The sequence below is a fragment of the Janthinobacterium sp. BJB301 genome (genome assembly GCF_002735685.1).
GTDB classification, from domain to species: domain Bacteria; phylum Pseudomonadota; class Gammaproteobacteria; order Burkholderiales; family Burkholderiaceae_D; genus Janthinobacterium; species Janthinobacterium lividum.
Genome location: NZ_PDZJ01000001.1, coordinates 963,363 through 976,952, shown reverse-complemented (window position 1 = coordinate 976,952; position 13,590 = coordinate 963,363). Strand labels below are relative to the sequence as shown.

The window sequence follows — 13,590 nt, the reverse complement described above, 5'->3', positions numbered from 1 at the left end:
GTTACTGCCCCGCTGGCTGGCTCGCAGACTGGCTCGCATCCTGCGCGCTGCGGATGGTGCACATCAGTTCCGCTTCCACCGCCAGCTTGCCGTCGACCGTACCGACGGCCTTGTATTTCCAGATGCCGCGCGAGACGCGCAGGATTTCCACATCCATCTTCAGCTGGTCGCCCGGCTCGACAGGACGCTTGAAGCGCGCATTGTCGATGCCGACAAAGTACACCACCGAATTTTCGTCCGGCTTCACGCCCATCGTCAGGAACGACAGCAAGGCCGCCGTCTGCGCCAGCGCTTCGATCATCAGCACGCCAGGCATGACTGGCTTGTGCGGGAAATGGCCCTGGAAGAACTCTTCGTTGACCGTCACGTTCTTGATGGCGGTGATGGTTTTGTTCGCTTCCCAGTCCAGCACGCGGTCAACCAGCAGCAGCGGGTAACGGTGCGGCAGCAGCGATTTGATGGCGAGGATGTCGAGGGTCTTTTTTTCAGTAGTCATTTTTCGTCTTGCGTGGTCAGTGTTTTAATTGTTTTTTCAAGCGCGCGTATCTTCTCGCGCATGCTTGACAGGTTGCGCACGATGGCGGCGCTCTTTTCCCAGTCGGCGTTCTTGGCCAGCGGATAGAAGCCCGTGTACTGGCCCGCTTCCAGGATCGAACGCGAAACCATGCTGCCCGAGCCCACGTGGACGCGGTCGGCAATGGTCAGGTGGCCCAGCACCATGGCGGCACCGCCAAAGGTGCAGTACTTGCCGATGATGGCGCTGCCGGCCACGCCGACGCAGCCGGCCATGGCCGTGTGCGCGCCGATATGGCAGTTGTGGCCGATCTGGATCTGGTTATCGAGCTTGACGCCATCTTCGATGATGGTGTCGGCCAGTGCGCCACGGTCGATGGTGGTGTTGGCGCCGATATCGACATCGTCGCCGATCACCACCCTGCCCGTCTGCGGAATCTTGATATACACGCCGCCTTCGTTGGCGAAGCCGAATCCGTCGGTGCCGATCACGGCGCCCGAATGGATGATGCCGCGCTGGCCGATCACGCAGCGCGCGTGGAAGGTCACGTTGGCGAACAGCTGGGTACCGGCGCCGATGACGGCGTCGCGGCCCACCACGCAGCCGGCGCCGATGACGCAGCCGGCACCGATCACGGCGCCCGCTTCGATCACCGCATGCACGCCGACGGAGGCGCTGGCATCAACCTGCGCGCTGGCGTCGACAAAGGCGCCCGGATGGATGCCGGCCGGGGCCTTGATCTCGTGCAGGGCGGCGAAATACTGCGCCGCACGCGCGAAATACACATAGGGATTCGGGGTGACGATGCGCGCGCCGGCGTAGTCGTCGCCGATCAGCGCGTCGTCGGCCGGCGTGAGGATCAGCGCCGCGGCGCCGCTCTGGGCGGCCTGTGCGCGGAATTTGCTGTTGCTGAGAAAGCTGATGTGCGAAGCGCCGGCGTCGGCCAGCGGTGCGATGCCTGAAACTTCCAGGTTCGGATCGCCCGCCAACTGCCCGCCGAAGCGTTCGACCAATTCTCCTAGTCGAGTGCCCATCTTTTACCTTTATAAGAACGCCTGACTATGCCTGCTGCGCGGCGCGATTTGCGGTCTCCGATGCTCACTGTGCTCCAGCACAGCTCCGCTTCTCAACCACAACTCACATCCGCTCGCCACGGCACTGTCAGGCGTAAAAACTATTACAGTTACTTGTCCAGCGCCTTCAATACCTTGTCGGTAATGTCGATGCGCGGGCTGGCCCACAGGGCTTCCTGCAGCACGATGTCATATCCTTCGATATGCGCCATCTGCTGGATGATGGTGTTGGCTTTTTCCGCGATGGCGCTGCGCTCTTCGTTCGTACGCTGGCTCAGGTCTTCGCGAAATTCGCGCTGGCGGCGTTGCAGCTCCTTGTCCAGCTCGAAAAACTCGCGCTGGCGCTTGGCGCGCTCCGCCTCGCTCAGGGTCGGCATGTCCTTTTCCAGGGCTTCGTTGGCGACCTTGAAGCGGCTGGCCAGTTCCTGCACGGCTTTTTCACGCGAGCGGAACTCTTCGGCCAGCTTGGCGCTGGCCAGCTTGGCCAGCCTCGATTCGTTATAAATACGTTCGCTGCTGATCCAGGCGATCTTCGACTCCTGAGCCTGCGCCTGCACCGGCAACAGCGAACTCCAGCACAATGCGATCACGGCAAGGGTCTTGGGCAGGGTAGCGGATGCGGTGTTCATGATACTCCATGGTCAAAAAGTAAAAGCTGTCGCCCCGGTTCAGATGGCCGGTCAGAAACCGGTGCCCATCTGGAACTGGAAGCGCTCCAGGCGGTCCGTCGGCTTGGCGTTCAGCGGCTTGGCATAGCTCAGCTTGAGCGGGCCCACCGGGGAAATCCAGCTGATGCCCAAGCCAGCAGAATAGCGCAATTGCGACAAACGCATTTTTTCGCCTTCCTGGTAGACCTGGCCGCCGTCAAGGAAACCGAACCAGCGCAAGCTGCGGTCATTGCCCGAACCGGGGAATGGCATCTGCAGTTCCGCGTTACCGATCAGGCGCGAAGCGCCGCCCAAGGCATCGTTGGTGCTCGGTTCGACCGCGCCCAGCGAAGAACTCAGGTAGCCGCGCACCGAACCGATACCGCCGCCGTAGAAGTTCTTGAAGACGGGGTACACGTGCTTGCCGATGCCGTGGCCGTAATCGAGTTCGCCCTTCAGCGCCAGGGTGACCTTGCTGAACAGCGGACGGAAATACTGGTGCTCATAGATGGCACGGAAGTATTTCTGGTCGCCGATCAGGTCAGCCTCCAGGTTGACGCGCTGGTAGCGGCCGATCGACGGCGTCAGGGCGCTGTCGCGGCTGTCGCGCTGCCATGCCGCCGTCAGCGGGATGGAATTGGTGGTGGCCGAACCGATACCGTCGGACGGGCCGCCGTTGTCAACCACGTATTGCTTGAAGCGGATCGGGCTGGTGATGTCGGTTTCGATGCGCGAGCGCTCGGCGCCGATACCGAAGAAGACGGTGTCGACTTCCGAGAACGGCACGCCGAAACTGACGCGGCCACCGGTTTGCTTGATCTTGTAGCTGCCGATGTTCAGCGCCGGCGGTTCCGTCGTACGCAGGTAGACTTCAAAGCTGCGCGAAATGCCGTCGTCCGTGTAGTACGGATTGGTTTGCGAAAACGCGATCGTGCGGCTGTAGTGGCTGGTATTGAGTTCGATGCCGACCGTGTTGCCGCTACCGGCAAAGTTGGCCTGCGAAATCGATGCCGACAGGGTGAACTTTTCCGATTGCGAGAAAGCGCCGCCGATCAGGAAGTTACCGGTTGGTTTTTCCACCACCGTCACGTTGACGTCGACCTGGTCGGTCGTGCCCTGCGCTTCCGGCGTGTCGATGGTCACGTCCTTGAAGTAGCCAAGGCGGTCGACACGGTCGCGCGACAGCTTGATCTTGTTGCTGTCATACCAGGACGATTCGAACTGGCGGAATTCGCGGCGGATGACTTCATCGCGCGTGGTGGTGTTGCCGGCGATATTCATGTGGCGCACGTACACGCGCTTGCCCGGATCGATGAAGAAGGTAAAGCCCACTTCATGCTTTTCACGGTTGATTTCCGGATTCGCGTTGACGTTGGCAAATGCATAGCCGAACGTGGCCAGGCGATCCTGGATGCGCTTGTTCGTCGCCGTCAGGCGCGCGCCCGAATAGATTTCGCCTTCGCGCATCAGGTTCAGCGCTTTCAGCTCTTCTTCGCGGCCAAACATCTCGCCTTCGAACTTGGTGCCGGCGATCTTGTACTTCTCGCCTTCGGTGATATTGATCGTCAGGTAAATGTCTTTTTTATCGGGCGTGATCGACACTTGCGTCGAGTCGACCTGCATCTCGATATAGCCGCGGTCCAGGTAGTAGGACTTGAGCGACTCGATGTCGCCCGTCAGCTTGGTCTTCGAATATTGGTCGGCCTTGGTGTACCAGCTGAACCAGCCGCCCGTGTTCAGGGCCAGCTGCTCGCGCAATTCCTTGTCGGTGAAGGCCTTGTTGCCGACGATGTTGATCTGCTTGATGCGGGCCACGTCGCCCTCATCGACGGCGAACACCACGTTGACGCGGTTACGCTCGATCGGCGTGACGGTGGTGGTGATCTTCACGCCGTACAGGCCATGCGACAGGTACTGGCGCTTGAGTTCCTGTTCCGCGCGGTCAACGGATGCCTTGTCGAAAATCTTGGCTTCACCGACGCCGATTTCCTTCAGGGCCTTGACCAGCACATCCTTCTCAAATTCCTTGGTGCCGGTAAATTCCACGGTGGCGATGGCTGGACGTTCCTCGACCAGCACCACCAGCACGTCGCCATCGGCTTCCAGGCGCACATCCTTGAACATGCCCGTCGCATACAGGGCCTTGATGGCGGCCACGCTCTTCTCGTCGGAGAACGTCTCGCCGACCCGCACCGGCAGGTAGGCAAACACGGTGCCCGCTTCGGTACGCTGGATCCCTTCGACCCGGATGTCCTTGACAGTAAATGGCTGGACGGCCAGCGCGTGGCCGGAACAGAAGGCCATGACGGCGGCGCCGATCAGGCTACGGCGAAAGGAAGGCAAGGCAAAACGAGCAGAATGTAATTTCATTGGGGTTATTCAATGGGTAAATCAATGGACAACATACACAAAAGATTGCTTGTGCGACTCACGCAATGGCATCAACCACCGCCCTAATTCAGCAATCGCAACACGTCATTAAAGACGGCAAGCACCATCAAGGTCAGCAACAAACCGATCCCCAGGCGCTGGGCAATCTCGCCTACGCGCTCCGGCAAGGGGCGTCCGGTCAAAACTTCCAGCGAATAATACAGCAAATGCCCGCCATCCAGAACAGGAATGGGTAGCAAATTCATCACGCCCAGACTGATACTGATGAAGGCAATGAAGCTCAGGTAGCTTACCAGGCCGATGCGCGCCGTCTGGCCCGCGTAATCGGCGATGGTAATGGGTCCCGTCACATTCTTCAGCGAGACCTGGCCGGTGATCATCTTGCCCAGCATTTTCAGGCTCATGACACTGGTATCCCAGACCTTGGCGGACGCCTTGCCCACGGCGGCGAACGGTCCGGATGCCACGGTGATCATATCCGGCACCTGCCCCAGCTTTGCCTGTATCTTACCAACTGTTACAGCTCCCTCTGCCCCGGCGCCCGGCACGGCGTCCGGCGTAATGGGCAGGGTCAGGTCCTGGCCCTGGCGCAAGAGTTGCAATTGCAAGGTCCGGCCCGGCGCCTGGCTCAGGGTGGCGATGACGGCCGCCACGTCGTGCACGGGCTGCTCGTCGATGGCGAGGATCTGGTCGTCTTTCTGCAGGCCGGCGCGCGCGGCGGCGCCACCGGGCATGATTTCCATCAGGGTGGGCGCGGAACGGGCCAGGGTCAGGCCCAGCTTGCCCAGCACGTCGCCTTCCAGATCCGTTTCCGTCAGGCTGGCCGTCGGCAAGGTCGCTTCCTGCTCGCCGCGGTCAGACCGGCGCACTTCGATGCGGGCCGGCTGCTTGTCGAGCGTGGCCTGGATCAGCTCCCAGCGCAGCTCGGACCAGCTGGCCACAGCCTTGCCATTCACCGCTTCGACCGTATCGCCGCTGCGCAAGCCGGCCGCATAGGCGGCCGTCTGCTCGGCCACGGGGCCGAGCTTGCTCGACGGCTCTTCGATGCCATGCATGAACAGGCCCGCGTACAGCACGATGGCGACGAGGAAATTGGCCAGCGGGCCGGCAGCCACGATGGCGATGCGGCGCCACACGCTCTGGCGCGTGAATTCGCGGCGCAATTCGCTTTCCGGCAAGTCGCTGAGGTCTTGCGCGCGGCTGTCGAGCATGCTCACATAGCCGCCCAGCGGCAGCGCGGAAATCGCCCATTCCGTCTGGTCCTTGCCAAACTTGCGCGAATACACCACTTTCCCCATGCCGATCGAGAAACGCAGCACTTTCACGCCGCACCAGCGCGCCACCAGGTAGTGGCCCAGCTCGTGCAGGGTAATCAGTGAACCGAGCGCGACAATAAAGGCCAGCAACGTGGTGATGAGCGTCATGCAGCCAGCCTCTGGGCGATGTATGCTCGCGCAGCCGCTCTGGCCAGGCGGTCCTGCTCCATCACGGCCTCGATGCTGGAAGCGGCGCCATGCGGCACCGTCTCGATCACGTGCGCGATGACCCGGTCGATCTGGCGGAAGCCGATCTGTTCGTCGAGGAAGGCTTGCACGGCCACTTCATTGGCCGCATTGAGCAAAGCCGGTGCCGTACCGCCCGCGCGCAAGGCGTCGAAGGCCAGCGCCAGGCAAGGGAAGCGGCGGAAGTCGGGACGTTCGAACTGCAGGGTAGCCACTTGCGCCAGGTCCAGTTGCGCCACGCCGGAAGCGATACGCTGCGGATATGCCAGCGCATGCGCGATCGGCGTGCGCATGTCCGGATTGCCCAGCTGGGCCAGCACGGAACCGTCGACATACGAGACCATCGAATGGATCACGCTTTGCGGGTGGATCAGCACCTCGATCTGCTCGGCAGGGGCGCCGAACAGCCAGTGCGCCTCGATCACTTCCAGGCCCTTGTTCATCATGGTGGCCGAATCGACGGAAATCTTGCGCCCCATGGCCCAGGTCGGATGCTTGCACGCCTGGTCCGGCGTGACCGAGTCGAGCGTTTCGACGTCGCGCGTGAGGAAGGGGCCGCCGGAAGCGGTGAGCACGATTTTTGCCACGCCTGCGGCGCCTGGCGCGCGGCCATGGGCATGCGGCATGCATTGGAAGATGGCGTTATGTTCGCTGTCGATCGGCAGCAGCACGGCGCCGTTATCGTGCACGGCATCGATGAACAGCTGGCCGGACATGACGAGCGCTTCTTTATTGGCCAGCAATACTTTCTTTCCGGCACGCGCCGCCGCCAGGGTGGGCGCCAGGCCGGCCGCGCCGACGATGGCCGCCATCACGCCCGTCACTTGCGGCGCGCTGGCGATGGCGCACAGGGCTTCCTCGCCGTACTCGACTTGCGTATCGACGCCCTGCCCGCGCAGCAAACACGTCAGTTCAAGGGCGGCGTCCGCCGTGCCGACGACGGCGCGCTGGGGACGAAATTGCAGGCACTGGGCGGCCAGTTCGGCCACACGCGTATGCGCGCTCAGCGCATACACGCTGTATTGCTCCGGATGACGCGCGAGCACGTCCAGGGTGGACACGCCGACCGAACCGGTCGCGCCAAGAATGGTGATGTATTGCATGAGTTTCCTTAAAGCCAGCTGGCCACGAGGGCGGCAAATGGCAGGACCGGGATCAACGCGTCGATACGGTCGAGTACGCCGCCATGGCCAGGCAGCAGGCTGCTGCTGTCCTTGATGCCGGCGCGGCGCTTCAATTGGGATTCGAACAGGTCGCCGACGATGCTGGCGGCGACGATCAGCAGCAGCACCAGCAGGGCCACCAGCCAACCGCGGCGCAATTGCAACTGCACGGCAAAGGTGTCTTGCAAGACCGGCAGCGATGGCGCGGCCACGATGGTGATGGCGGCAATGACCAGCACGGCGATGCCGCCGCCAATGGCACCTTCCCAGGATTTACCTGGGGAAATGCTTGGCGCCAGCTTGCGCTTGCCGAAAGCCTTGCCCGAGAAATAGGCGCCGATATCGGCGATCCACACGAGGGCCATGACGGACAGCAAGAACAAGGGACTATGCAGGAACAGGGCGATGATGGCGACGAAGCAGCCGACGATGGTCACCGGATACACGAGGCTGAGCAAGGTATTGCCCAGGCCTTCGGTAGGCGGCAGGCCCGTCGCCAGCGAGGGCACGAAGCGGATCAGCCAGATGGCCACGCACAGGGCGAACCAGAAATTGAGCTGCGCCATGCCGTTGCCGACAAAGAACGTATACGCGAAGGCGGCAGTCCAGACGGCGGCAATCACGAGCGCATGGCGATTTTTGAAAATGCGGAAGCTTTCCCAGACGGCGGCGCCGAAGAACGCCGTGGCGATCACGGCGAAGGCGGGGAAATAATTCAGATACAGAACCGGCAGCAAGACCGCCAACAAGACCAGGGCGGTGATTATCCGTGTTTTCAGCATCAGTTTGTCTTTTCAGTTAATTGCGCGCTGGTACGGCCAAAGCGCCGTTCGCGCTGCTGGTAAGACGCGATTGCCGCGTCGAGGCACTCGTCATTGAAGTCGGGCCAGAAAGTCTCGGTGAAAAACAACTCAGTGTACGCCAGTTGCCACAGGAGGAAATTGGAAATGCGCTGCTCGCCGCCCGTGCGGATGAACAGGTCGGGCTCGGGCGCGTAGGCCATGGCCAGGTGCGGCGCCAGTTGCTCTTCCGTATAAGCGTGCGCGGCGGGCTGGCCATTGGCTGCCGCCTCGGCCGTCATTTTGTTGACTGCCTGCATGATGTCCCAGCGGCCGCCGTAATTGGCGCAGATGGATACCGTCAGGCGCGTGTTGTTCGCCGTCTTGCGCTCCGCATTGGCGATCAGGGTTTGCAGCTCGCCATTGAAGCGCGACAGGTCGCCCACCACCTTCAGGCGGATGTCGCTGGCATGCATCTTGACCACTTCACGTTCCAGCATCGTGACGAACAGGCGCATCAGCATCGACACCTCTTCTTCCGGGCGGCGCCAGTTTTCCGAACTGAAGGCAAACAGGGTCAGATATTCGACACCGCGGTCGAGGCAAGTCTCGACGATGCCGCGCACGGCGTCGGCGCCCTTGACGTGGCCAGCCACGCGGGGCAGGAAGCGCTTGGTTGCCCAGCGACCATTGCCATCCATAATGATTGCCACATGGCGCGGCACCGTGCCCACCTCAGGTACTGCCGTTGTCGAACTCGAATAGATCATGAAAACACGAATACCAAAAATAAAAGATAGCTATTATGCGCCAAATAGCACTGCCCGGAAAAGCCATGCTTTCCCGGGCAGTGTCAAAAGGACTGAAAACTAGACCGTCAGTACTTCTTTTTCTTTGTCGACGACCATCTTGTCGATGTCGGCAATAAACTTGTCCGTCAGTTTCTGCACTTCTTCCGACGAGCGGCGCTCATCGTCCTCGGAGCAGGCTTTTTCCTTGACCAGTTTCTTCAGCGACTCGTTCGCATCGCGGCGAATATTACGCACGGCAATCTTCGCGTCTTCCGCCTCGCTCTTGACCAGCTTGACCATTTCCTTGCGACGCTCTTCCGTCAGCGGCGGCGTCGGAACGCGGATCAGGTCGCCCTGTGCCGATGGGTTCAAGCCCAGGTCCGCGTCGCGGATGGCTTTTTCGATGGTGTTGGCCATCTTCTTTTCGTACGGCTGCACACCGATGGTGCGCGCGTCGATCAGGGTCACGTTGGCGACCTGGGTCAGCGCCGTCGGCGAACCGTAGTAATCGACCATCACGTGGTCCAGGATACCCGTATGGGCGCGGCCGGTACGCACTTTGGCCAGATCGGCCCGCAGTGTTTCCAGCGACTTCGTCATGCGTTCCTGGGTGTTCTTTTTAACGTCAGCTAAGGACATTACCTACTCCTTGTCTTGATAATAATGAATATTCTATTGCGCTTGCGGCTTGAATGGTACCGCAGCCGGGAGTGCCGAAAACCGTTCAGGGCAAGGCGCAGCGCCGAAGACAGTACTTAATGTACGGCGAGGCGCTGCAACGCAGCCATGGGCGGTTTCTCGGCGCTCCGCTTCCCTTATACGTGCACCAGGGTGCCTTCATCTTCACCCATGATGACGCGCATCAGCGCGCCTGGCTTGGTGATCGAAAACACCTTGATCGGCAGTTTCTGGTCGCGGCACAGGGCGAATGCCGTGGCATCCATCACTTGCAGGTGCTTGGCGATGGCGTCGTCGAACGTAATCGTGTGGAACAGGGTGGCGTTCGGATCCTTCTTCGGATCGGCCGTGTAGACGCCGTCGACCTTGGTGGCCTTCAGGACGATCTCGGCGCTGATCTCGGAACCGCGCAGGGCAGCTGCCGTGTCGGTGGTGAAGAATGGATTGCCGGTGCCGGCGGCGAAGACCACCACTTTACCTTCTTCCAGGTATTGCAGGGCTTTCGGGCGGACGTACGGCTCGACCACTTGTTCGATGCCGATGGCCGACATGACGCGCGCGGTAATGCCGACGTGGCGCATGGCATCGGCCAGGGCCAGTGCATTCATCACCGTGGCAAGCATGCCCATGTAGTCGGCGGTGGCACGGTCCATGCCTTGCGCACCAGGCGCGACGCCGCGGAAGATATTGCCGCCGCCAATCACGATTGCCAGTTCCACACCCAACTTCGCCACCTCGGCCACATCGGCCACCATGCGCTCGATCGTGGCGCGGTTGATGCCGTAGGGATCATCACCCATCAGGGCTTCGCCGGACAACTTGAGGAGGACGCGCTTGTAGGCTGGTTTTGACATGAGCTGGGGCTCCATAAATGAGGTTATTCGAGTATGACATGGCGCAGCGCCTTGCAGCGCCGGATAGGCGCGCGGGGCTGCCCATGCCGCCGCCCGGCACGACAGGTGCGGGCGGGCCAAAAAAACGGGCCTCTCGGCCCGCTTTACTTACGCTCCCTGGGAGGCAGCCATCTGTGCTGCGACTTCTGCTGCGAAGTCGTCTTGCTTCTTCTCGATGCCCTCGCCCACTACGTACATGGCGAAACCTTTGACGCTGGTGTTAGCCGCCTTCAGCATTTGCTCCACCGACAGCTTGTCGTTTTTCACGAAAGCTTGGTTCAGCAGGGAAACTTCTTTCAGGAACTTCTGTACGGAACCTTCCAGGCGCTTGGCCAGGATTTCCGGCGATTGCGCTGGCTTGCCTTCGGCGGCCGCTTTGGCTGCGTCTTCTTCGGCTTTCAGTTGGGCAACCGAACGCTCTTTTTCGATCAGTTCCGCTGGAACTTCGTTCGAGGACAGCGACACTGGCTTCATGGCAGCGATGTGCATGGCCACGTCTTTGCCGACTTGCTCATCGGCGCCGTCGAATTCGACGATCACGCCAATGCGCGAACCGTGCAGGTACGAAGCCAGCTTGTTGCTGGTTTCGAAACGCTGGAAGCGGCGGATGGTCATGTTTTCGCCGATTTTGCCGATCAGGGCAGCGCGCACGTCTTCCAGGGTCTTGCCATCGAGTGGCAGGGCCAGCAGGGCAGCTACGTCAGCCGGGTTGTGTTCTGCTACCAGACGGGCAGCGTTGTTGGCCAGTGCCAGGAAATCGTCGTTTTTCGCAACGAAGTCGGTTTCCGAGTTCACTTCGACCAGGGCGCCTACGCCATTGGCGATGTAGGTTGCCACGACGCCTTCAGCGGTGATGCGTGCCGATGCTTTCGATGCCTTGCCGCCCAGTTTGACGCGCAGGATCTCTTCCGCACGAGCCATGTCGCCATCGGCTTCGGTCAGTGCTTTTTTGCATTCCATCATTGGTGCGTCGGTTTTGCCGCGCAATTCGCCTACCATCGCTGCTGTAATCGCTGCCATGTGTTTCTCCTGATTCGGTGAGTCGATAGTCGCGGCCGGGCATGCATGCCTCGCCAGCGGTCACTATCGTTTTTTTGTTAAAAAAAAGGGGGAGCTGCTGCCACCCCTTTTCCCTTACTGCTGTGCTTACAAACGGCTATCTTGCGATAGCCTGGCCATTAAGCCTGTTCGTTTACTTCGACGAATTCGTCGCCAGCGGCTGCTTTAACCATTTCAACAACTTCGTTACCGGCAGCTGCACGGCCTTCGATGATTGCATCAGCAACACCGCGAGCGTACAACATGATGGCTTTCGAGGAGTCATCGTTACCTGGGATCACGAAGTTCACGCCTTCTGGGGAGTGGTTGGTATCGACAACGCCGATGACCGGGATACCCAGTTTAGCTGCTTCGGTGATCGCACCTTTGTGGTAGCCGACGTCGACGACGAAGATTGCGTCAGGAATGCCGCCCATGTCCTTGATGCCGCCGATCGATTTTTGCAGCTTGATCATTTCGCGGGAGAACATCAGCGCTTCTTTTTTCGACAGCTTCTCGATCGAACCATCTTCGATCATCACTTCCATGTCTTTTAGACGCTTGATCGAGGTCTTGATCGTTTTGAAGTTGGTCAGCATGCCGCCCAACCAACGTTGATCAACGAAAGGCACGCCAGCGCGTTGTGCTTCAGCAGCGATGATTTCGCGAGCTTGACGCTTGGTGCCAACCATCAGGATGGTGCCACGGTTTGCAGCCAGTTGACGCACGTGCTTCATTGCGTCCTGGTACATCGCCATGGTTTTTTCCAGGTTGATGATGTGGATCTTGTTGCGATGGCCGAAGATGAACGGTGCCATTTTTGGATTCCAAAAACGGGTTTGGTGACCAAAGTGGACACCGGCTTCCAGCATTTCGCGCATTGTTACGGACATTATTAACTCCAGGGTTGGGTCTGGAATCCGATCAGTCACCATACAGGCACCCTTGTCGACCGGATTCGCGTGTTTATATAAATTAAAGACACTGTTTTACTGCATTGCTTAAAAGAGAATTCAAGCAACCCGGGATTCTACACCGAAATGCCCGCCGCATCAAGTCCGCGCTGCAAATCGCGCGCCCTGCGGAAACACCCAATGCACCATGCTGGTGCAAGGTGTGGCGCCGCCGCCTGCTGGCCGCCACTTCACCCACAAATCCCTGCCTGGCCATAGGAAGGAGGCGGCGGATTCAGGGCGCCTCGTTTATAATTTCGACATATTTGCAGACTTTTTCCCATACAGCAGAAATCGTCTGTGCTTTTCACCTGAATTCTTGCAGATTGCGAAATACACCATGTCCACCATCCGTATCAATAGCGCCGCCGACATCGAAGGCATGCGCGTTGCCGGCAAGCTCGGCGCCGAAGTACTCGACTACATCACCCCCTTCGTCAAGGTCGGCGTCACGACCGGCGAACTGGACCGCCTGTGCCACGAATACATGGTCAACGTGCAGGGCACCATCCCTGCCCCGCTGAACTATTGCCCGCCCGGCTACACGCCGTATCCGAAAGCCATCTGCACCTCCGTCAACGACGTCATCTGCCACGGCATTCCCGGCGACAAGGTCCTCAAGAGCGGCGACTCCGTCAACCTCGACATCACCGTCATCAAGGATGGCTACCACGGCGACAACAGCCGCATGTTCCTCGTCGGCACGCCGACCATCCTGGCCAAGCGCCTGTCGGAAATCACCTATGAATGCATGTGGCTGGGCATCGACCAGATCAAGCCGGGCGCCCACCTGGGCGACATCGGCCACGCCATCCAGCAGCACGCGGAAAAAGCCGGCTACAGCGTGGTGCGCGAATTCTGCGGCCACGGCATCGGCAAGGTCTTCCATGAAGAGCCGCAAGTGTTGCATTACGGCAAACCAGGCACCCTGGAGCGCCTGGAAGCGGGCATGATTTTTACCGTCGAACCGATGATCAACTCGGGCCGCCGCGAAATCCGCGAAATGAACGATGGCTGGACCATCAAAACCAAGGACCGCAGCCTGTCGGCGCAATGGGAACACACGGTGCTGGTGACGGAAACGGGCTATGAAGTGCTGACCGTCTCGCCCGGCATGCCGCCGCCGCCCGCCTTTATCGGCAATAAAGCCTGATTCATCAGGCTTGAC

13 protein-coding genes are annotated in these 13,590 nt (G+C 60.3%); 1 reads left to right on the top strand and 12 read right to left on the bottom strand.

Going from position 1 to position 13,590, the window contains the following annotated elements:
• Position 1: 1 nt before the first annotated feature.
• The 12 genes from fabZ to rpsB all read right to left on the bottom strand — a co-directional run bounded on the left by fabZ (position 2) and on the right by rpsB (position 12,362).
• The gene (fabZ, locus tag CSQ91_RS04405) at positions 2-496 is read right to left on the bottom strand and encodes a 3-hydroxyacyl-ACP dehydratase FabZ (RefSeq protein ID WP_070257388.1); all 495 of its coding nucleotides are present in this window, start codon (positions 494-496) and stop codon (positions 2-4) included.
• Positions 493-1,548, bottom strand: a complete 1,056-nt coding sequence (gene lpxD, locus CSQ91_RS04400; protein WP_099387471.1) for a UDP-3-O-(3-hydroxymyristoyl)glucosamine N-acyltransferase — start codon at positions 1,546-1,548, stop codon at positions 493-495. The genes fabZ and lpxD overlap by 4 nt, the downstream gene beginning before the upstream one ends.
• Before the next feature lie 149 nt (positions 1,549-1,697).
• Complete coding sequence (locus CSQ91_RS04395) at positions 1,698-2,216, bottom strand: OmpH family outer membrane protein (protein WP_051958405.1); 519 nt, start codon at positions 2,214-2,216, stop codon at positions 1,698-1,700.
• Positions 2,217-2,267: 51 nt separating this feature from the next.
• Complete coding sequence (bamA, locus tag CSQ91_RS04390) at positions 2,268-4,604, bottom strand: outer membrane protein assembly factor BamA (RefSeq protein ID WP_034784144.1); 2,337 nt, start codon at positions 4,602-4,604, stop codon at positions 2,268-2,270.
• An 83-nt stretch (positions 4,605-4,687) separates the two neighbouring features.
• Entirely contained in the window at positions 4,688-6,049 is a 1,362-nt protein-coding gene (gene rseP / locus CSQ91_RS04385) for an RIP metalloprotease RseP (protein ID WP_099387470.1), read from the bottom strand.
• Complete coding sequence (gene ispC, locus CSQ91_RS04380; protein WP_099387469.1) at positions 6,046-7,230, bottom strand: 1-deoxy-D-xylulose-5-phosphate reductoisomerase; 1,185 nt, start codon at positions 7,228-7,230, stop codon at positions 6,046-6,048. Before ispC ends, rseP begins: the two co-directional genes overlap by 4 nt.
• 8 nt (positions 7,231-7,238) lie before the next feature.
• Entirely contained in the window at positions 7,239-8,072 is an 834-nt protein-coding gene (locus CSQ91_RS04375) for a phosphatidate cytidylyltransferase (protein WP_034784149.1), read from the bottom strand.
• Positions 8,072-8,839, bottom strand: a complete 768-nt coding sequence (uppS, locus tag CSQ91_RS04370) for a polyprenyl diphosphate synthase (protein ID WP_034784151.1) — start codon at positions 8,837-8,839, stop codon at positions 8,072-8,074. The genes CSQ91_RS04375 and uppS overlap by 1 nt, the downstream gene beginning before the upstream one ends.
• A 99-nt stretch (positions 8,840-8,938) precedes the next feature.
• Complete coding sequence (gene frr / locus CSQ91_RS04365) at positions 8,939-9,499, bottom strand: ribosome recycling factor (RefSeq protein ID WP_034784152.1); 561 nt, start codon at positions 9,497-9,499, stop codon at positions 8,939-8,941.
• Between the two features lie 176 nt (positions 9,500-9,675).
• Positions 9,676-10,392 carry a UMP kinase gene (pyrH, locus tag CSQ91_RS04360; RefSeq protein ID WP_034752258.1) on the bottom strand — a complete coding sequence of 239 codons (717 nt, stop codon included), beginning with the start codon at positions 10,390-10,392 and terminating at the stop codon, positions 9,676-9,678.
• A 147-nt stretch (positions 10,393-10,539) separates the two neighbouring features.
• Positions 10,540-11,451, bottom strand: coding sequence for a translation elongation factor Ts (gene tsf, locus CSQ91_RS04355; protein WP_034784153.1), 912 nt, complete (start codon positions 11,449-11,451; stop codon positions 10,540-10,542).
• Between the two features lie 158 nt (positions 11,452-11,609).
• Positions 11,610-12,362, bottom strand: a complete 753-nt coding sequence (gene rpsB, locus CSQ91_RS04350; protein ID WP_010397614.1) for a 30S ribosomal protein S2 — start codon at positions 12,360-12,362, stop codon at positions 11,610-11,612.
• A gap of 400 nt (positions 12,363-12,762) precedes the next feature.
• Between rpsB and map the strand changes: the two genes are divergently transcribed.
• Positions 12,763-13,575 (top strand): type I methionyl aminopeptidase, encoded by an 813-nt coding sequence (gene map / locus CSQ91_RS04345; RefSeq protein WP_034784155.1) that lies wholly within the window; start codon positions 12,763-12,765, stop codon positions 13,573-13,575.
• Positions 13,576-13,590 lie beyond the last annotated feature (15 nt).